This is a genomic window from Acidimicrobiia bacterium, assembly GCA_035471805.1.
Taxonomy (GTDB): Bacteria; Actinomycetota; Acidimicrobiia; order Spongiisociales; family JAHEDJ01; genus JAHEDJ01.
This window is the reverse complement of sequence record DATIPS010000011.1, coordinates 33,497-51,885: the sequence shown is the minus strand read 5'-3', so window position 1 is coordinate 51,885 and position 18,389 is coordinate 33,497. Positions and strand designations below refer to the sequence as shown.

The following is an 18,389-nucleotide window of genomic DNA, read 5'->3' as shown; positions in this document are numbered from 1 at the left end:
GGTGGACGTCACAGAATCTCTCAACACCATGACCCCGTCCCGCGAGTCGGCCGCCCGGGTCCGCCTTCGCCGCGCCGGCGAGATCGCGAAGAATGTTGCCTCCAATCCGACCACCGCCGTCGGAATCATCATGATCTCGGCCATGCTCGCCATGGCGCTGCTGGCGCCGTGGATCACCGAGCCGAACACGCCCGACGCCTACCAGATGCCCCGCGATTGGGGTGCCCTCAACGAACCGCCCGGCACCCCCGGGCATCCACTGGGCACCACCAACACCGGCGGCGATGTCTACTACGGCATCGTCTGGGGAGCCCGGACTTCGCTCAGGTTGTCGATCATCGTGGTGAGCATCACCGCAGCCGTTGGTGTGGCGGTCGGCAGCGTTGCCGGTTTCCGCGGTGGCCGGTTCGACGAGATCCTCATGCGAATCGTCGACGTCTTCCTCTCGATTCCGGAACTGATCTTTGCCCTCGCCATCGCCGCCGTGCTCGGGCCTTCTTTTCGCAACATCATCCTGGCTTTGGCCGTTGTGTTCTGGGTCAAGTACGCCCGAATCATGCGCGCCCAGGTCATCCACGTGAAGCAGAACGACTACGTGGACGCAGCCCGCATGATCGGTGACTCCCGATGGCGCATCTACCTGAAGGACATCCTTCCGAACTCGATCACGCCCGTTGTCGTGCAGGCGACGCTCGATATGGGTCATATCGTGCTCGTCGGCGCCACCCTCAGCTTCATCGGCCTGGCCGAAGCCGGCCTGGCCGAATGGGGCGTGTTGGTCTCAGAAGGACAGGTGGGCATTTCGGCCGGGCGGTGGTGGGCTTCGACCTTCCCCGGTTTGATGGTCTTCATATGGGCGCTGGCGTTCAACCTGGTCGGCGACGGCCTGCGTGACGTGCTCGACCCGCGCACGGAGACCAGCCGATGACCGTCGCTGAATCGAGCCAGCCGTCGGCCGCCGCCCGCCACGTGGATGCGGTTGCCTCGGTCGAAGACCTGCGCGTCCACTTCAGTTCGAAGGCCGGAGTGGTGCACGCCGTGGACGGCGTTTCCTTCGACATCCGGGACGGTGAGACGCTGGGTCTGGTAGGCGAGACCGGTTGCGGCAAGAGCGTCACTGCGCGGTCCTTCTTGCGGCTCGTCCCCATGCCGCCCGGAATGCACGCCGGCGGTCTTGTCCTGTTCCATCCCAAAGAACCCTGTTCTGCATGCGGGGGAAGCGGATGCGAAACGTGTCGTGGGAGCGGCCGGACGCCGGTAGCGTGCCCGAGCTGTGACGGCAAGGGCTGCGCGGTATGCGAGGACAGCGGCAGAGAGACACTTGATCTCATGTCGATCCCGGAAAACCGCCTCCGGGATATCCGGGGCAACCGGATCGCGATGATCTTTCAAGACCCCGGGAAAGCTCTGAATCCGGCAATGCCCATCGGTCAGCAAATCGCCGAAGTCTTCTACGAACATCGCGCCAACGAGATCCTCGACCGCGCCGGCCTGGACCGGGCGGATACCGGACGAGTGCTACGCAGGCGGGCATCCTTTCGATCACGGATGCCGGAGCGGATACTTCTCGGCCTGCCCAGGGTCCGCCGAAGCCGCGACCGCATCGACCGGGCCGTCGAGGAGATGGTCGCCGAGGCGCTCGCCGAAACCCAGATTCCCAATCCCCACAAGGTCATGGAACGGTACCCCCACGAGCTGTCGGGAGGCATGCGGCAGCGGGTGATGATCGCCCAGGCTCTCGCCTGCAATCCAGACCTGTTGATCGCCGACGAACCCACCACCGCCCTCGATGTGACCGTCCAGGCCCGCATACTCGAGCTCGTCCGCGAGCTGCAGCAGCGACGCCGGGCGGCGGTTCTGTATATCAGCCACGACCTGGCCCTGGTCAAGCGGGTGAGCGATCGAGTGGCAGTCATGTATGCCGGGCGCATCGTGGAGGTCGGTCCGACCGAGCAGATATTCCACGATCCCCTTCATCCCTATACGCGGGGTCTCCTGGCGGCCATCCCGTCGGCCCAGCATGAGCGGGGCCGGTTGGTGGTGATCGACGGCACGGTCCCCGAGCTGATCGACCCGGATCCGGCCTGCCGATTCGCCGGGAGGTGCCCGCACGCCGCGGACCTGTGCTGGAAACGTGACCCGCGACTGTCGGACTCAGGGGTGTCGCATCCGGTCGCGTGCTTCATTCATCAACAGCCGTCCGACAGCACACTGACGGCCCCGAGCTTCTCAGGGGGACGGCTATGACGATCTCCACCCGAACGGCGGGGCCGATCGAGGCCTCGACGCCAGGCGAAATCTTGCTCAGTGTTCGCAACCTCCAGAAGCACTTCCCGATCAAAGAAGGCGCCCTGCAGAGAGTGGTGGGAAGCGTCAAGGCCGTCGACGGCGTCGACTTCGATCTTCGCAGAGGAGAGACGCTCGGCCTGGTCGGTGAGAGTGGCTGCGGCAAGACCACGCTCGGCCGGTGCGTATCGGGATTGACGGAACCCACAGCCGGCGGCGTGTTCTTCGATCTGTCCGAAAACGAGCGGGATCGCATCAATGCCCTCCTGGCAGTTCCGCAGGAGAGCCAAACAGAGGAACACCGGGCGGAACTGGAGGAGATGAGCCGGGTTCACAGGGTGGATCGGCTGGAGGGCGAACGCTGGAAACACTATCGGCGCAACTGCCAAGTCGTGTTTCAGGATTCGTTCTCGTCGCTCAATCCGCGTCAGTTCGTCAAGGACATCGTTGGGCGGCCGCTGAGGATCCACCGCGAAGCATCCGGCAGCGACCTGACCGACCGGGTCGTCGACCTGCTCGAACAGGTGGGCCTCGGCAGCCAGCATCTCTATCGGTATCCACATCAGTTCTCCGGCGGCCAGCGCCAGCGAATCTCTATCGCACGCGCCCTGGCCCTGGACCCGGAGCTGCTGGTACTCGATGAGCCGACCAGTGCCCTCGATGTGTCGGTACAGGCTCAGATCCTCAACCTCCTCCACGAACTCCAGAAGGAGCTCGGACTCACCTATCTCTTCATCTCCCACGACCTGTCCGTTGTTCGGCACATGGCCGATCGGATCGTGGTCATGTACCTGGGGAAGGTCGCCGAGGCGGCAGCCACCGGCGATCTGTTCGAGCGGCCGAATCACCCCTATACGGCCGCCCTGCTGGCCGCCAGCCCGGACGTCTCCGACGACTCCGATGTGCCCATGCAACCTCTCGAAGGATCGGTTCCGGATCCCGCTCGACCACCGCAAGGGTGCCGATTCCATACCCGATGCCCCGCCGCAACGCCGGCCTGTGGATGGGAACTGGACGACGTGGTTCGCTGGCTGCAGGACGAAGAGGGGCTCCTGGACGGGCTCAGAGCGGTGGAGCGGACCGACGAGTTCGGCGGGTCGCTCGAGTTCACAGACCATGGATCCGCCGATGCGCTGGCCACGGCTCTGCGATCCAACCGGGTCCCGGCCGCCATGATCGAGGCCCTCGAATTGCTCGAGGTGACCGAGCGGACGGTACATATACGCTTCCGCTCTGTGGCCGAGGTCGCCCTGACTTCACGCGGCCCGGGTCACGAAGCCGCTTGCGTCCTCGACACCTTGCCCGACGAGATGAAGAGTTGACCTCAACCGATGGGACGCCCGGAGTATGCGGGCGGGCCGGACCCCGGGCAGACTCACTCGCCGCCGGGCCCTTCGGCGGTGGACGTCCGTGTTCCAAAGTCAACCGGTAGAGTCCGGGCCAGCAAGGAGGTCGTGTGCCGAATATCAGCTACCCGGATCTCGAGGAACTAGACCCCGCAGACCGTGAAATCGTGGAATACGGGCGCCTGCACAGCACCCCTCGCCCGGAGAGCCAGGCGATTCGATCACATGTACCCGCAGTGCTCCACGCCTTCACCCAGGCGTGGCGGACCACTTTCCTGGACGGCGTGCTCGACCACGAGATCAAGGAGCTGTGCCGGGTCTACGTGTCGAAGTCGATCGCCTGCGACTACTGAGGAGTCCAGCGATCCGTCCAGGCTGGACGGAAAGGGCTCACCGAGGCCGACTACGACGATCTACTGGAGTTCGAAGAGTCCGCCCGTTTCACCGAGCGGGAGAAGACCGCGCTGCGCTACACCAGTGCGATCATCTGGGACTCCGCCATCGCCGATGAGGCTCTCTGGCGGCAACTCCATGAACACTTCACGGAGCCCGAGTTGGTCGAACTGGGATTCTTCATCGCATTGACCAGCGGACAGCAGAGATGGATCAAGACCCTCGGCATCGGCCACCAGGAGGTTCTGGGTGACTCCGACGTGGGGCTGGCTCATAGTTCCTAACGGCCCGGGACGAGCCATGCGTGACACCCACCCGGAACAATGAGCGACCCGCGCCCCCGCCCTTCCGCACGGCTCCTCGCCGACGTGACCCCTCTCCGACAGTCGGTCGACTTCCGATGGTTGTACGGAGGGCTCTCGCTGGCATGGCTGGGTCGCCAACTGACGGTGGTGGCCGTGCCGTATCAGGTCTATCAGCTGACCGGCTCGACCTTCCTGGTCGGCGCCCTCGGAATAGCTCAACTCGTGCCGCTGCTATTGACTTCGATCGTCGGCGGGGCGATCGTCGACTCCGTCGACCGTCGTCGTCTGCTGGTGATTGCCCAGCTCTGCATGACGGGCACCGCCGTTGGCCTCGCCGTCAATGCCTCGCTGACCGCACCCAAGGTGTGGCTCATCTTCGTTCTCAGCGGGCTGAACGCCGGCGTTTCCGCGATCGACAACCCTGCGCGAACCGCCTCGGTACCCGCGTTGGTGGGCCGAGATCTTCTACCCGCGGCGCTGGCACTGACCCAGATACTCGGCAACGTCGCCAAGACCGTCGGACCGGCAATCGGCGGACTGCTGATCGCGCGGACCAGCCTGACCGTCACCTACGGGCTGGAGGCGGTGGCCTTCGCAGTCGGCACCCTGTTCATGATCAGGATCGGCTCACTGAAGCCCGAGGGAGGCGGCAGGCGCTTCGGATGGGAGTCGATCAGGGAGGGATACTCGTTCCTGCGTGAGCGGCGGCTACTCCAAGCCAACTTCGCAATCGACCTGAACGCCATGATCTTCGGAATGCCGCAGGCTCTCTTCCCGGCTATCGGGGTGACTGTGCTGGGCGGGGACGCCACCACCGTCGGCCTCCTGTACGCGGCGCCGGGGGCTGGCGCCCTCATCGCCGCCGTAACCTCTGGATGGGTGGGTTTCATTCGGCGCCAGGGGCGGGCGGTGGTGATCGCGGTGATCGTCTGGGGAGTCGCGATCGGTTCGTTCGGCCTTGCCAAGTCCACCGTTCTGGCTGTGCTGCTTCTGGCGGTGGCCGGAGCCGCCGACGTGGTTTCCGCAGTCTTCCGCAACACGATCCTGCAGCTGGCGGTGCCCGACCGGTTGAGGGGGCGGCTCTCTTCGATTCACATCGCGGTGGTGAGCGGCGGGCCGCGCCTTGGCGACTTCGAAGCCGGGGCGGTTGCCTCGGTCACATCACCCCAGATTTCGGTCGTGTCCGGAGGCCTGGCTTGCATTCTCGGAGCTCTGATCATTGCGCGGAGGATGCCGGAATTCACCGCCTACCGGGCCGGCCGCGAAGAGGACTCGCCCTATGAAGATCCACGCAGCGATGCCTGATCCACCGGGGCCGTCTCCACAACCACCGAAATGGGCGGGAAGGGGTCCAGGAAAAAGGTGTAAACCTTGCCTTCCGCCGTCGGAACCGGTGGGATCACCGCGCCGGTGATGATCACATCCCCCGCCCGCAACCTCTCCCCCTGTGCTCCCAGTGCATCCGCAACGGTCTTCACGGCCCGCGGGCAGGAACCGGTGTTGGCCTCGAGGTTTGCGGTTGCCGCATATTCACGACCGTCGATCAGGACCCGGGCCGACAGCCCGCTGATGTCGAGCCCTGCTCTTGTCGCGTCCCGTTCGCCGAGAATCACGCCCTTGTGGAAGATGTCGCCTGCCAGAATCTCTTCAACGAACTCCGGCCCGACCGGCCGGTCGACGTTGGCCAGCTCGATCGCCGGTCCAACGGCCGCGATGGCCGCCCTGGCTGCGTCCTCCGACAGACCGGGCGGGAGATCCTCACCCAGGTAAACGGCTACCTCGAACTCGACGAAGCCTCCGACCCAACCCGCGGTTTCAACGGTGGCGCCCGAGTCGATCAAAGTGACATCGGTCATGAACCCGGTCAGCGGGGCGATGATCTGCATGAGGTCCATCGCCGATGGAGAACCAAAACCGACCTTCCAGCCGACTCCGACCGCTCCCCCGTCGAGCATCATTTGCCGGAGTGCCAGTTGCCGGCGCAGCCCCGCGACAATCCGGGGATCCTCCCGGGTTTCCTTCATCCTGACGACCTTTCGTCGACTTCGTACCCCGAATCCTCCAGCGAGCCACAGCCGCTCCATCCCCACACCAGGACGACGTCGTCGTCTCCGGTGTTGTCGAATCCGTGGAACCTCCCCCGCGGTGTCCAGATCACATCGCCCTTGCCGGCGGGAGCTGTGCCGTCGTCCGTGTAGATCCGGCCAGACCCCTGGAGGACTATGAAGAACTCGTCGGCGTTGCGGTGCAGATGCCGGTCGTGACGCGCTCCGGGCGGGAGGACCGTCCAACCGAGCAGGAAGTCGTCGGTTCCCACTGTTGCCTTGTCGATCAGGAACTGGACCTGCATGTTGATCCAACCCTCGTCTTCCCGCAGGCCGCCGACCCGGGGAACCTCGGATAGGTTGCTGTGGAAGCGCTGGGTCATCGCCCACCGGCAAGCATGTGGTAGACGTCGAAAACCGTAACGAAGTCACGATGATCGATTCCGAGCCCTCGGCAGGCGTTGAGCAACTCGTTTGCGACGGCACCGAGCGGGGCGGGAGATCCTTGACGGCGCGCAACCTCGAGGGCGAGCACCATGTCCTTCTGTTGCAGCGTGACGTCAGCCAGCGGCGTCGCCGGCATGTCCAGGATGAATGGGCCTCGATAGCCCATCACCGGGGAGGCGACCACACTCTTCAGCATGGCGTCCACCGCTACCGCCCTGTCGACGCCGCCTTTCTCGGCCAGAGCGACCGACTCGCAGAACACGACCATTTCAACAATCAGCGTGAGATTGATCGCCACTTTCATCTGGACGGCTGTGCCCGATGGGCCGATGTAGCTGACCTTCGATCCGATGTCGTACAGCAGCGGTTCGGCCTTTTCATAGGCCGCCCTGTCTCCGCCGACCATCGTCGAAGCGGATCCCTGCCGGATTGTCACCGGGCTACCCGACAGCGGAGCGTCGAGCATGACGAGTCCCTCATCAGAGAAGGCGGCGGCGACGAACCGGCTCACCTCTGGGTCGATGGTGCTCATGTCGAGGTAGATGCCCTCAGCCCCGAGCCCGGCGATGACGCCGTCCTCTCCGAGGGCGATTGCCGTTACGGCGTCGGCGTCCGTGACCATCGAGAAGACGAAGTCAGACGCGGCGGCAACCCGGCGGGGGGTGTCGGCCCAAGCCATACCCTGCTCGATGAGCTGCGCGGCTTTGGAAGGTGTCCGGTTCCAGCCGGTGACCTGGTGCCCCGCCGTCAGGAGACGGGGAACGATCACCCGACCCATGTCTCCCAGACCGATCCATCCCACTCTCACCGGCCGGACCTCCCAGTCTCGGTCGCAGCGATGAACTCGGGGCCGGGGCCGTGAAAGGAGTCGACTCCTCGCGGCCGGTCCGCGTTTCGCCGGCGGGGTCCTTTCCCCTTCAGCGCGACGACCTCAATCGGCGGCCGCCGGTTAGCCAGGTTGCCCGGAGGAAACGGTAAGCCAACGCCGGACGGCCCGGCCGGGCTGGAGTCTGGCGCGGTTCCCGTCATGCGCTTTCGTAGAGCCTGGTCAGGACGAACTCGCGGTGCCCGAGGACTTCGGCGGCGGTCAACCGACCGTTCGCCGTCTCCAGCATCATTTCGAGGAGGGCGTCACCCGCCTCATCGGGCGTCATCTCATTGCGCAACATTCCGGAGATATCCAGGTCGATGTGCTCGCTCATTGTGCGAACGGTTCGCGGATTGGCGGACAGCTTGACCACCGGCAGGATCGGATGTCCGATGATGTTGCCCTGACCGGTGGTGAAGAGGTGCACGGTGAAGCCGGCAGCTGCGCACAGGGTCACCATTTCCGCGGCGGCCGACGAAGAGTCCATGAACCACAGGCCCGGTCCCGTCGGGACCTCCGCCTTGTCGAGGACACCATCGATCAGGGAGGTCTTCCCGATCTTCTGGATATTGCCCAGTGCCTTCTCCTCTATCGTGGTCAGGCCGCCGGCGATATTGCCTTTGGTGGGTTGGGAGTCGGAGAGATCGCTGGTCTTGTGCCGCTCGATGACGTCCTGATAGCGGTCGAACATGAACTGGAACCGGTCACGGATCTCCGGGGTCCGGCACCGTGCGGCGACGAGGTGTTCACCGCCGGTCAGTTCGGTCGTCTCCCCGAAGACCATGGTGACACCGTGCGGATACATCTTGTCAAAAGCGTTGCCGACGGTCGGGTTGGAGGCCAGCCCGGACGTCGTGTCGGATTCACCGCACTTGGTGGAGACCCACAGTTCGCCGACCGGAAACTCCACGCGCCGGAGAGTGGAGGCCCAGTGCACGAACTCCTTGGCCTTGCGGGAGGCGCGCATGACGGTGTCGAGGTCACCGTGTTGTTCGATTCCGAAGCCCGCCACCGGCTTCCCGGTAGCAGCGATGCCCTCGACGACTCGAGCCGTCCATTCCTCTTCGATGCCGATGACCACCACCGCCGCAACGTTGGGGTTGCTGCCCGTCCCGATCAATGTGCGGAAATGAAGATCGAGGTCGGCGCCGAACTGAAGCCGACCGTACGGGTGAGGAAGCGCCAGCGTTCCCTTTATGTTGTTCTCGACTGCCACGGCGGCTGCGTTGGAGATGTCGTCCACCGGAAGGATCACCACATGGTTGCGGACGCCGGCGCGACCGTTCTCGCGCCGGTATCCCCAGAAGGATGCTTGGGAAAGGTCTATGGCCATAGGCGCTCCGTCTCCTTGTCGTAAGAGCTCACCACCGCGGTCCGCCGCCCGGCCGGCGGGTAATGAAACAGCCGACCGGCGCTCACCAGCGTTTCGTCTTCACGTTGTGGACGTGAGCGTGCTCACCGGCGGCGATCGGCGCCACAGTCCGGCCTATGTCGACTCCGTACTTGATGACGGTGTCGCCTGCCTGAAGGTCCCGAATAGCCAGCTTGTGGCCGATCGGAATGTCGGAGAGGGCCGTGGCAGAGATCTCCGCCTGCTGGTCCAGAATCCATCCGGACAGGGCATCACCTCTTTGGATTCCTTCGACTACGACGACTCCGACCGAGTCACCTTCATCGTGCACGATGAACTGAATCATCTGTCTCCCATCGCCCGTCGGCCCGACAACTCCCACCTGCCGGACAGGCGGCACGGAACCGTATCGTACCAAACGATTGCAGCTTAGGACTCGCGGGGGTGCGCGCCCACGCCGGCCGGCGAACCATCCGGTCACCGCCGGGACGCGGGAGCCGGCGGTGAGTCCCGGCATCGTGACGGGGAAAGGCTCTCTCGCAATAACATGCACGCCGTGGTTGGTCCGACGATCGTCGGGGGAATCGCGATCCGACACGGGAGATGACATGATGCGGCCGGCCGAAATGAGCGGACTCAGACAGGTTGGACACTCGAACCTCAACGGCTACGGCGACGGGATGCAGGTGATCCGGGAAGGGAATGCCCTCTACGTCGGTCACTTCGGTGTCAGTGGGATGGGTACCAGCATCCTCGACGTCGAAGACGTGAACGAGCCGACGGTCGTCAGACAATGGAGGTCCCCGGCGGGGAGTCATACCCACAAGGTTCAGGTCGCCGATGGGCTGCTCCTCGTCAATCACGAGCAGTTTCGGGGAGGCGACCCCTACTCGGCCGGGATGGCCGTCTACAACCTGGAAGATCCGTTTGATCCGCAGCAGATCGGGTTCTTCGAATCCGGCGGGCGGGGCGTGCATCGTATCTGGTGGACGGGTGGACGCTATGCCTTCGTGTCTGCCATTCCGGAGGGATTCGAGGGCCGCATCCTGGTCATCGTCGACATGAGTGATCCGCAGAACCCGGTGGAGGCGGGCCGGTGGTGGACACCACGGGAAGATGTCTCCGGAGATCCGGGGTATGAAACAGCTCGACCCATCCACCACGCACTCGTCGACGGCGACCGTGCCTACGTCGGAATGTGGGACCGGGGAATGGTCATACTCGACATCTCCGACGTCTCCAACCCGGAGATGGTCTCGACTCTCGATTGGTCACCGGGTGGAGAGAGCCACACGATGCTGCACCTGGGAGGACGCGGCCTGGTGGTCACCACCGACGAGGAGACCAAGAACCGCTGCGAGGGGGGAGCCCGCCTGGCGAGGGTGGTCGACGTTTCCGACGAGCGGGATCCGCGGGTGATCTCCGTCTTGCCGGTTCCGGAAGGCGACTTCTGCGACCGGGGCTTGCGATTCGGCGCGCACTGCCTGCACGAGAACCGGCCCGGAAGCTACATCAGCGAGGAGATCTCCTTCTTGACCTACTTCAACGCCGGATTGCGGGTCTACGACCTCGCCGATGCCTATAGACCGAGAGAGATCGCCTACTGGATTCCTGAGACTCCGCCGAACCAGGAGGACGTGCAGATCAACGACGTGTTCGTCGCTGAGGATGGCCTGGTCTATGCCACCGACCGGGTCTTCGGCGGGGTGTACATCCTCGAGCCGGACGAAGAACTGGCGTCCCGAATGCGGGAGGCCGCGCTCTAGTACTCGGCCCTCGGCGGCGTCCTCGATCAGCGACGGAACGCATTGCCCTGCAAACGATTGTCGGCCTAGACTTTCGATCTCGACGAAGGAGTGGCCGCAGTGCCTCGACATGTGGAGACTATCGGCACTCGCCACCCGGATTCCTCGGTCGAGGAGCTTGCCCTTGTACCGTTGAGCTTCGCAATCGTCGTCACCGACGGATCCGACGAGGTCCGGCAACCGGACGTTGCCGGAACCAACCTGGCGGAACTCGAAGAATCCGTTTCGATGAGAAGGGGTCACGATGGATGAACTTCGACCGGCGACCGACTTCACGGTGAGCCGCTATCACATCGATCTGTCCACCGGCACCGCTCGCTGGGAGCAGGTCCCGTGCGAGGACCTCGAGGATGCTCTGGGAGGCATTGCCCGGGCGGCGAAGCTGCTGGGGGACCTGCCGGTTTCCGATCCCTACTCCCCCGATGCTCCGCTCATCATGAACCTCGGTCTCCTGAGCGGCACAAGGGTCATGACCGGTTTGCGGACCTACTTCCACGGCTACTCGCCGTTGAAGAGCTCTTTGAGCGGACGCCCGGGTCTGATGTGGACCGCCGGGAGCGGTCATTTCGGAACGAAACTGCGCGGACTGGGCGTGGACGAGGTGATCTTCACAGGTCGGGCGCCGGAGCCGACGCTGGTCCGTCTGACGCCGCGCGCGGAACCCGGGGGCTCCCTCGGACCGGTCGCCGTCGAGTTCCTGGACGCGACGGACCAGAAAGGGCGCCTCATAAACGACCGTATCCAGGATCTCCACACCAGATACCCGGACGCCCACTTCGCCGTGATCGGCCCGGCCGGCGAGAACTACGAGTCGGTCCGATTCGCTTCAATCGCCCTCTCGAGCGACAACCAACTCAAGACCGGTGATCCCAAACCCCGATTCTGCGGAAGGGGCGGGTACGGCGGCGTGATGGGCTCGAAGAACCTCCTCGCCATCGCCGCAGATGGTCCGAACCCGAACGTCTCCGGCAGAGGCCTGAAAGACCTGAACCGCCTGATCAATCTCGGCGAGGGCAGCAAGCCGTATCGGGACGACGGTGCCGGCGGAACCTGGCGTCACATCCCGACCCAGCACGCAGTGGGCGGCTTGCCCGAGTTCAACTTCCATCCGCCCGACACCCAGGACGCCCTCGCACTGCAACGCAGTTCCGTCGAAGCCGGTCCCTTCGTGGTCAAGGCGGAAAGCTGCTATTTGTGCGGCATCAAATGTCACAAGAACGTGTACGACGCGCAGAGCGACGGCGCGGCGGGTGCGTTCCGGGCGAAGGTCGACTACGAACCATGGGCGCTCCTCTCATCCAACCTCGGTCTCTACGACCAGGACGGTGCGCTGGATCGCGTTGAACTGGTGGATCAGCTGGGGATGGACTCCATATCTCTCGGGGTGACTCTCGGCTTTGTCATGGAACACAATCGTCGGAATCCCGATCTGCCCATCGCCGGCGGATTGTCCTTCGGTGACGCGGCTGCCACGGAACACGCCATTCGCGAGGTGGGCGAAGGCAGGCTGCCCGAGATCGGCGACGGTTCGCTCCGGCTGGCTTCTCGACTGGAGTCCATGCATTACGCCATGCAGTCAAAGGGGGTCGAGTACCCCGCTTACCTGCCGCACACGAACCCGGGTTACCCATGGTCGCTGGCCGGTGGTCACATGGGAATGCGCACATTCCTGCTGGCGATGGTCGAGCGCGAGACGGGCCTGGACTACTGGGTGGATGCCATAACCAATCGCGGTCCGATGATCATGATGGACGACATCACCGGACTCTGTAAGTTCGCGGCCATCGACCCCGAGGCCGAAGCCGAGGCCCTCCGGTTGGCCGCCGGCCTGGCGGTATCCGGCGATGACTTGCGCGAAGTCGTGAGCAGAACCTACTTGCGCGGCTACGCGAGCGAACGACGGCAGGGATTCGTCGAGGAGGACTACGTCGTCCCGGCCGAGGCCCACGTCCCGATCGAGCACAGCAAGGTACCCAAGTTCAATACTCCCGAGTTCTTCGCCGAACTGCAGGCGCGCGTCCTCGGCGTGTTCGACGAGAGGGCCAGAGCCGCCGGGTTTCTGAGCTGAGAGCACACCTTCCCGACCCGCCCACGGCCCCCGCCCCTGAGGCGGCTCACCAGACCGAGGGCCTCCGGGGCGCGACCGGCGCGTGCGCGCTCCACAGCCGCCCCCTCTTGAGAGACGGAGGGCGCCAGGAGGGGAGAATCGCTGCCGCGCTTAGGACCTTCGACCCTGCCGGGAGGCTCCCGGTTCCGTAGGGTTGGAACAACAAGACGGTGCCCCGCCCGGCTCCTCGTCCCCGGGCGACCGGCCCGGCCACAGGAGGACACATGCCCGGACAGTCGATGGATGCACTCGTCCTAACCGGTCCCAACGAGTTCGCGATACAGAACACCGATGTGCCTGCTGCCGGACCCCTCGAGGTGCTGTGCAAAGTCCACTCGGTGGCGATTTGCGGGACGGACAAGGAGATCATCTCAGGGAACTTCCTGAAGAAGGGCTGGCCGGGCGGATACCCGTACACGCCCGGCCACGAATGGTCAGGAGAGGTCGTCGGCCTCGGGGAAGGTGCCGGCGCATTCGGATGGGCGGTCGGAGATCGGGTAGCCGGTACGGCCCACTCCGGTTGCGGGTACTGCCGGATGTGCACGATCGGTCGATACACGCTCTGCGAGAACTACGGACACGAGGACCGCAATCATCGGCATTACGGCCACTACAGCACCGGGGCTCTCCGGCAGTTCCACAACAGCTCGATCAAGTCGGTCTTCCCGATCCCCGATTCGATGACACTCGAACAGGCCGCGCTGGTCGATGCAAGCTCGATCGCCTTGCACGCGGTGAAACGCGGCCGGGTGATGCCGGGCGACACGGTGGCGATCATCGGGCCGGGAGCCCAGGGCCTGCTGGCCGCCCAGTGCGCCGCACAACTCGGCGCGGCACGGGTGATCGTGGTTGGACGGGGGCCCCGTCTGGAAACCGCCGCAGCGCTCGGTGCCGAAGTGGTCGACAACAGCCTGGTGGACGGGCCTCAGGCAGTGCGAGACCTCACCGACGGTCTGGGCGCTCACATGACCGTCGACACGGCCGCCCGCGGCACATCGACCCGCGACGCCATCGAGATGACTCGCAAGGGTGGCAGGGTCGCATTGATCGGTGTTCCGCTCGAGGGCTCAGAGCTACCCCTCGGCCGCCTCGTCATCGAGGAGATGGATCTCTACGGCGTACGGGCCAATCCCGGCGAGTGTGCGGAGGTCATCCCGTTGATCGCCGCCGGCAAGATCGACGTTGACACCGTCACGACCCACAGATTCCCATTGAAGGACTTCGCAGCCGCCTACGAGACGTTCACGCAACGGATCGACGGGGCGATCAAGGTGCTGGTCCAGCCGAACACCGGGTAGGCGAAACGGTGATGGTGGCATCGTGGGCGGCAGGCAAAACCCCCGAATGCATCCGCACCAAACTAGGAGGACAGATCGAAGTTCGACCCGAGGAAAACGACCCGGCCACCGTCGCGGTCGGCAACGGCGAAGCGCACCGCCCGGCTCCGGTCCGCGCGCACGCAACAGCCTTGTTTGGAGGCCCGATGCAGCCCGGCGGCCGGCATCTCGACACGTTCGCATATCCACCACTCTCGAGGTGGATCGAACCCGGCATGGACTGAGGCCCGATGTTCAAGACCAGCATGGCGATCTCACCGACCTCTGCCGACTTCGCTCCTCTGCTGTTCGCGGGGGATTGGGAGGCAGCGCTCGACGCTGCAGAGGAACTCGGATTCGACGCGATTGAGATGAGCGTACGCGATCCGTCGGACCCCGCCGTCGTGGCATGCAACGACCAAGCCCGTCGCCGGGGTGTTCGAGTCTCGGCGCTGGCGACCGGACAGTCCTTCTACTCAGACGGCTGGTCGTTGACCTCCGACGACGCCGAGGTCCGGACACATCTGCGCGAGCGGATGAACCGCATCATCGACCTGGCAGCTCCCTGGGAAGCACTGGTGGTGATCGGCGGTGTGCGTGGCGAACTCGGCGGCGTCGAGAGCGAGCGGCTCGATCAATACCGGCGGGCCGTCGCGGCTGTGAGAGAGATGGCCGAATACGCAGCCGGCCGGAAGGTCTCTCTGGTGGTGGAACCGATCAATCGATACGAGACCAATTTCCTCAACACGATCGACGAGACGCTGCAGTTCATCGCTGAAGTGGGCCTCGACAACGTGGGAGTCCTGCCGGACACCTTTCACATGAACATCGAAGAGGCGTCACTGGCGGAGTCGTTGCGGTCGGCGGGGGGAAGGATCCTCCACGCCCAGTTCACAGACAGCAACCGCCTGGCTGCCGGCCGAGGGCACATCGACTTCCACGAACTGGCCGGGGTGTTGAGGGACCTCCACTACGACGGCTATCTGTCGGCTGAGATCCTGCCCCATCCGGACAACCGAACTGCCGCCCGGCAGGCGGTCGAGTTCTTCAGAACCCTATGAACCTCGAGAGTGCGTTCCCGAGCGGACGAATGTTGACGACAGGAACCTGATCCAGGGTCCAAGGATTGACGACTAACAGGAAGGCGGCGCCCATGGCGACAACACACCCCGAGTTCGAGTTCAACGCGGTCGGTGACCTGAAGCGGCGGATCTGGGAGGCGTCCGACACCGAGATCGACCGAATCCTCACTGAGGATTACGAGGTCCCCTCCCCCGGGGAGATCGAGACCCCGGGCTGCTACATCCAGATGACCCACGTCACCGAGCAGCAGGAGAAACTCGCCAGGAACGATGTGGTGCTGATACCCCTCGGGTCCAGCGAACTGCACGGCCCGCACAGTGTTCCTGCTCAGGACACCCTGCAAGTCACCCGGCTGGTGGAAGCGGTACGACGCCACACGGCCAAACGGGGGAACGAGGTCAACCTGGCCCATACGCCGTGGAGTTACGGAAACCACCCCAAACACCACATCGGAATGATCGGCACGATCCCGATCAGCCCGGGGGTCCTCGAACGACAACTGGTCGACGTGATGTTCGGACTGTGGTCGCAGGGCTACCGCAAGATGATCTTCGTGAACAACCATGCGCAACACTGGATCATCGCCTCTGCGATCGACATCTTTGCCCTTCGCTACCCGGAACTCCCCTTCTTCGCGGTGGCCTACGACTGGTGCGCGGCGATGGCCGAGTTCTTCCGCACGGAGGATCGGGGCGGCCCCTTCGAGGAGGACTTCATTCACGCCGACGAGTCGGAAACGTCCCTGGCACTGTTGCTGGCGCCCGAGACGGTCGAGATGGGCAGAGCTGTGGATACGGAGCCACGCGGCTACCTCCCGGACGGGCACTTCAACAAGTCGGCCCAGAGCCTGAACCGGCCCAACCTGTGGTGGAGCGTACGCAACAACACTCCCCTGGAGTTTCGGGCCACCCCGGAGGGTGTGGTCGGCAACTCCACCAAGGCCGCTGCCGCCAAGGCCAAGCGGCCGGTGGCGGCGGCTCTCGAGTATCTGACCCTGCTGATCGACGACATCCTGGAAGCCTTCCCGCCGGGCACGACGCCACCCGTTGAAGAGGTCACGCTCTTCTCCCGGGCCGAGATCGAGGGCTATCTCAAGAAACCCGGCGAACCGGGATACCTGAACCCCTACCGCCTGTGGCGACCCTTCGAGTGAGCCGCTCGCAACTAACGCTCGACGGGATATCCGACGATCGATCCCCACTCGGTCCACGAACCGTCGTATACGCGAACGTGCTCTCGTCCGAGCAACCTGGTGAGAACGAACCATCCGAGAGAGGCCCGGTGGCTCAAGCGACACGAGGTGACGATCTCGTGGTCGTCTGAGACCCCGACCTGCCGGAACTCGGCCCACAACTCATCCGGTGATTTGAAGGTTCCCTCTTCCGTGAGGAGCTTCTCCCGCGGAAGGTGGCGAGCTCCGGGAATGTGGCCACGTCGCTCCGCGCCGTGATCGAAGGGGGCCGTGAGAGGCGCCACTCGCTCCCCGGAGTACTCCTCAGCCGAGCGCAGGTCGATGAGCACCCGGCGCGGATCTTCGAGACCGGCCAGCACGCCTTCGCGTCCTATTCGACAGGTGTCGTCGGCTCGACCGGGGGTCGGGGTCCTCCGCACGGCAACCGGGCGATCATCCGTCTGAGGGTAGGCCCGCCTCGCCCAGGTCTCGCGCCCGCCATCGAGCACGGCCGTCCGTTCCTCGAATCCGGACATGGCGAGGACCCAATATGCGTAAGTGGCGAACTGGACCGGATCGCCCACCAGCACCAGGGTCGTTTCATCCCCTACTCCCAGCGCACCCAGGCGATCCGCCAACACCGTCGGGCGGGCGAACTCCCGGTCCAGCTCATGCCAGAGCAAGTCTTTCCAGTAGGCGTAGTGAGCTCCATCGATGTGGCCGGAGAAGTAGGCGGCCGTATCGGGTTGGTAGAAAGACACCTCCACTACGACCAGGTCGGGGTCTCCCGCTCGATCGAGCAACCACTCCGGCGAAACCAGCGGGTCGACCCTCGCCGGCGTCATCCCGTCGACCCGGATCGGAGTGGTTCTGGCTTGGCGACCTGCGGCCATGTCGACGACCCTACTCACCCGTAGAAGGCCAGGAGGATCGACCCTCCCACTATGAACATACCCCCGAGCCAGATGCGCGGAGTGACCCGCTCGAGATGCTGGCCGACCACGATCGGGGACAGGATCAAGACGACGATCACCGCCAACCGTCCTATCGACAAGACGGCGGCTACGGTGATCAGGCTCACCGCGATCCAGTTGGCCGCGATCGAGAACCCGGTGAGAAGCCCGGCAACAACCTGCAAACCCAGATCACCCCGATCGGCCGTGGCCAGGCCCAGCTTGTCGCGCCGTATCCACACCACCGGCAGATACGCCAGCATGCTGGCGGTCATCCCGATCGCCACACCCGCCACCGGGAACGGAACATCCTCCAGCCCGCGCCGGACGAACACCGGACTGAGCGACCAGCACAGAGCGGTGAGCAGCCCGAACAGGGTGCCACCCGCCCATCGGGTCAGGGCCCCGCCGGAGTCATCCATTGGATATCAAGAAGACGCCGATCACGACGAGCGCCACCCCGATCATTGCCGGGAAGCTCAAGAACTCACCCAGCACTACTGCTGCAATCACGGTTCCGAAAAGAGGGCTGGTACCGATGAGCGCCCCGGTGCGAGCCGCTCCGATCCGCCTTTGACTGAAGGTGAGGAAGGTCCAACCGAGTGAAAAATGGATAATGCCTGCGAGCGAAAAGTTCACGAACGCCCGCAACGGGGCATCGCCCAGCACCTGCAGGTCGCCCATTGCGACGGTCGCTCCGAAGAGCACCACTGCACTGACCGCCAGCAGGATGAAGGTGGCCAGGAAGCGGTCGACCCCGCGACCCGCCCGCCGGTGCAAGGTCTGGAAGACGCCGAAGCCGATCCCGGCCGCGGTCGCCCAGTAGATGCCGCTCATCGGATGCCCCGAGTCCGGAGAGAACCGTCGGACCGGCCCCTCGTGCAAAGGCGGGCCGGTTCGAGATCATCCGACG

At 64.6% G+C, this 18,389-nt stretch carries 20 protein-coding genes; 11 read left to right on the top strand and 9 right to left on the bottom strand.

Annotated features, from left to right (window positions below):
* Position 1: 1 nt before the first annotated feature.
* The 4 genes from VLT15_02665 (at position 2) to VLT15_02650 (ending at position 3,985) form a co-directional block, all read left to right on the top strand.
* Positions 2-928, top strand: coding sequence for an ABC transporter permease (locus tag VLT15_02665; protein ID HSR44119.1), 927 nt, complete (start codon positions 2-4; stop codon positions 926-928).
* Positions 925-2,247, top strand: coding sequence for an ABC transporter ATP-binding protein (locus VLT15_02660; GenBank protein HSR44118.1), 1,323 nt, complete (start codon positions 925-927; stop codon positions 2,245-2,247). The genes VLT15_02665 and VLT15_02660 overlap by 4 nt, the downstream gene beginning before the upstream one ends.
* A complete protein-coding gene (locus tag VLT15_02655) occupies positions 2,244-3,608 on the top strand; it encodes an ABC transporter ATP-binding protein (protein HSR44117.1) in 1,365 nt (454 codons plus the stop codon). Before VLT15_02660 ends, VLT15_02655 begins: the two co-directional genes overlap by 4 nt.
* A gap of 134 nt (positions 3,609-3,742) precedes the next feature.
* Positions 3,743-3,985 carry a hypothetical protein gene (locus VLT15_02650; protein HSR44116.1) on the top strand — a complete coding sequence of 81 codons (243 nt, stop codon included), beginning with the start codon at positions 3,743-3,745 and terminating at the stop codon, positions 3,983-3,985.
* A gap of 60 nt (positions 3,986-4,045) precedes the next feature.
* Here VLT15_02650 and VLT15_02645 read toward each other — a convergent pair whose 3' ends face one another.
* Entirely contained in the window at positions 4,046-4,300 is a 255-nt protein-coding gene (locus VLT15_02645) for a hypothetical protein (protein HSR44115.1), read from the bottom strand.
* 48 nt (positions 4,301-4,348) lie between these two features.
* Here VLT15_02645 and VLT15_02640 point away from each other — a divergent pair, with 48 nt between their 5' ends.
* Positions 4,349-5,635 carry an MFS transporter gene (locus tag VLT15_02640; protein ID HSR44114.1) on the top strand — a complete coding sequence of 429 codons (1,287 nt, stop codon included), beginning with the start codon at positions 4,349-4,351 and terminating at the stop codon, positions 5,633-5,635.
* Here the strand turns inward: VLT15_02640 and VLT15_02635 are convergent.
* From VLT15_02635 to VLT15_02615, 5 genes are all read right to left on the bottom strand, one after another.
* Entirely contained in the window at positions 5,608-6,354 is a 747-nt protein-coding gene (locus tag VLT15_02635) for a fumarylacetoacetate hydrolase family protein (GenBank protein HSR44113.1), read from the bottom strand. The genes VLT15_02640 and VLT15_02635 overlap by 28 nt on opposite strands.
* Positions 6,351-6,758 carry a cupin domain-containing protein gene (locus VLT15_02630; GenBank protein HSR44112.1) on the bottom strand — a complete coding sequence of 136 codons (408 nt, stop codon included), beginning with the start codon at positions 6,756-6,758 and terminating at the stop codon, positions 6,351-6,353. The genes VLT15_02635 and VLT15_02630 overlap by 4 nt, the downstream gene beginning before the upstream one ends.
* Positions 6,755-7,630 carry an NAD(P)-dependent oxidoreductase gene (locus VLT15_02625; GenBank protein HSR44111.1) on the bottom strand — a complete coding sequence of 292 codons (876 nt, stop codon included), beginning with the start codon at positions 7,628-7,630 and terminating at the stop codon, positions 6,755-6,757. Before VLT15_02625 ends, VLT15_02630 begins: the two co-directional genes overlap by 4 nt.
* Before the next feature lie 217 nt (positions 7,631-7,847).
* On the bottom strand, positions 7,848-9,023 hold the full coding sequence (locus VLT15_02620) for a UxaA family hydrolase (protein ID HSR44110.1): 1,176 nt from the start codon (positions 9,021-9,023) through the stop codon (positions 7,848-7,850).
* 82 nt (positions 9,024-9,105) lie between these two features.
* Complete coding sequence (locus VLT15_02615) at positions 9,106-9,387, bottom strand: UxaA family hydrolase (GenBank protein ID HSR44109.1); 282 nt, start codon at positions 9,385-9,387, stop codon at positions 9,106-9,108.
* A 262-nt stretch (positions 9,388-9,649) separates the two neighbouring features.
* On the opposite strand from VLT15_02615, the gene VLT15_02610 reads away from it, so the two are divergent.
* From VLT15_02610 to iolN, 6 genes are all read left to right on the top strand, one after another.
* Positions 9,650-10,807, top strand: coding sequence for a hypothetical protein (locus VLT15_02610; GenBank protein HSR44108.1), 1,158 nt, complete (start codon positions 9,650-9,652; stop codon positions 10,805-10,807).
* 99 nt (positions 10,808-10,906) lie between these two features.
* Positions 10,907-11,098 carry a hypothetical protein gene (locus VLT15_02605; GenBank protein ID HSR44107.1) on the top strand — a complete coding sequence of 64 codons (192 nt, stop codon included), beginning with the start codon at positions 10,907-10,909 and terminating at the stop codon, positions 11,096-11,098.
* Positions 11,091-12,914 carry an aldehyde ferredoxin oxidoreductase N-terminal domain-containing protein gene (locus VLT15_02600; protein HSR44106.1) on the top strand — a complete coding sequence of 608 codons (1,824 nt, stop codon included), beginning with the start codon at positions 11,091-11,093 and terminating at the stop codon, positions 12,912-12,914. Before VLT15_02605 ends, VLT15_02600 begins: the two co-directional genes overlap by 8 nt.
* Positions 12,915-13,177: 263 nt before the next feature.
* The gene (locus tag VLT15_02595) at positions 13,178-14,251 is read left to right on the top strand and encodes a zinc-binding dehydrogenase (GenBank protein HSR44105.1); all 1,074 of its coding nucleotides are present in this window, start codon (positions 13,178-13,180) and stop codon (positions 14,249-14,251) included.
* Between the two features lie 269 nt (positions 14,252-14,520).
* A complete protein-coding gene (locus VLT15_02590) occupies positions 14,521-15,330 on the top strand; it encodes a sugar phosphate isomerase/epimerase family protein (GenBank protein ID HSR44104.1) in 810 nt (269 codons plus the stop codon).
* A 92-nt stretch (positions 15,331-15,422) separates the two neighbouring features.
* Positions 15,423-16,505 carry a 3-dehydro-scyllo-inosose hydrolase gene (gene iolN, locus VLT15_02585; protein ID HSR44103.1) on the top strand — a complete coding sequence of 361 codons (1,083 nt, stop codon included), beginning with the start codon at positions 15,423-15,425 and terminating at the stop codon, positions 16,503-16,505.
* A gap of 11 nt (positions 16,506-16,516) precedes the next feature.
* Here the strand turns inward: iolN and VLT15_02580 are convergent, their stop codons facing one another.
* The 3 genes from VLT15_02580 to VLT15_02570 are packed head-to-tail and all read right to left on the bottom strand — an operon-like array spanning position 16,517 to position 18,313.
* Positions 16,517-17,416: a sulfurtransferase gene (locus VLT15_02580; protein HSR44102.1), complete on the bottom strand. Its 900-nt coding sequence runs from the start codon at positions 17,414-17,416 to the stop codon at positions 16,517-16,519.
* Between the two features lie 14 nt (positions 17,417-17,430).
* Positions 17,431-17,898, bottom strand: coding sequence for an EamA family transporter (locus tag VLT15_02575; protein ID HSR44101.1), 468 nt, complete (start codon positions 17,896-17,898; stop codon positions 17,431-17,433).
* Complete coding sequence (locus VLT15_02570) at positions 17,891-18,313, bottom strand: DMT family transporter (protein HSR44100.1); 423 nt, start codon at positions 18,311-18,313, stop codon at positions 17,891-17,893. The genes VLT15_02575 and VLT15_02570 overlap by 8 nt, the downstream gene beginning before the upstream one ends.
* Between the last annotated feature and the right edge of the window lie 76 nt (positions 18,314-18,389).

Bases quoted from the DNA above. Each gene is read 5' to 3' on its own strand.
- VLT15_02645 (HSR44115.1), bottom strand. From the start codon at position 4,300: ATGAGCCAGCCCCACGTCGGAGTCACCCAGAACCTCCTGGTGGCCGAT.
- VLT15_02615 (HSR44109.1), bottom strand. From the start codon at position 9,387: ATGATTCAGTTCATCGTGCACGATGAAGGTGACTCGGTCGGAGTCGTC.
- VLT15_02595 (HSR44105.1), top strand. From the start codon at position 13,178: ATGCCCGGACAGTCGATGGATGCACTCGTCCTAACCGGTCCCAACGAG.
- VLT15_02640 (HSR44114.1), top strand. From the start codon at position 4,349: ATGAGCGACCCGCGCCCCCGCCCTTCCGCACGGCTCCTCGCCGACGTG.
- VLT15_02590 (HSR44104.1), top strand. From the start codon at position 14,521: ATGTTCAAGACCAGCATGGCGATCTCACCGACCTCTGCCGACTTCGCT.
- VLT15_02635 (HSR44113.1), bottom strand. From the start codon at position 6,354: ATGAAGGAAACCCGGGAGGATCCCCGGATTGTCGCGGGGCTGCGCCGG.
- VLT15_02575 (HSR44101.1), bottom strand. From the start codon at position 17,898: ATGGATGACTCCGGCGGGGCCCTGACCCGATGGGCGGGTGGCACCCTG.
- VLT15_02655 (HSR44117.1), top strand. From the start codon at position 2,244: ATGACGATCTCCACCCGAACGGCGGGGCCGATCGAGGCCTCGACGCCA.
- VLT15_02620 (HSR44110.1), bottom strand. From the start codon at position 9,023: ATGGCCATAGACCTTTCCCAAGCATCCTTCTGGGGATACCGGCGCGAG.
- VLT15_02580 (HSR44102.1), bottom strand. From the start codon at position 17,416: ATGGCCGCAGGTCGCCAAGCCAGAACCACTCCGATCCGGGTCGACGGG.
- iolN (HSR44103.1), top strand. From the start codon at position 15,423: ATGGCGACAACACACCCCGAGTTCGAGTTCAACGCGGTCGGTGACCTG.
- VLT15_02600 (HSR44106.1), top strand. From the start codon at position 11,091: ATGGATGAACTTCGACCGGCGACCGACTTCACGGTGAGCCGCTATCAC.
- VLT15_02610 (HSR44108.1), top strand. From the start codon at position 9,650: ATGATGCGGCCGGCCGAAATGAGCGGACTCAGACAGGTTGGACACTCG.
- VLT15_02630 (HSR44112.1), bottom strand. From the start codon at position 6,758: ATGACCCAGCGCTTCCACAGCAACCTATCCGAGGTTCCCCGGGTCGGC.
- VLT15_02660 (HSR44118.1), top strand. From the start codon at position 925: ATGACCGTCGCTGAATCGAGCCAGCCGTCGGCCGCCGCCCGCCACGTG.
- VLT15_02570 (HSR44100.1), bottom strand. From the start codon at position 18,313: ATGAGCGGCATCTACTGGGCGACCGCGGCCGGGATCGGCTTCGGCGTC.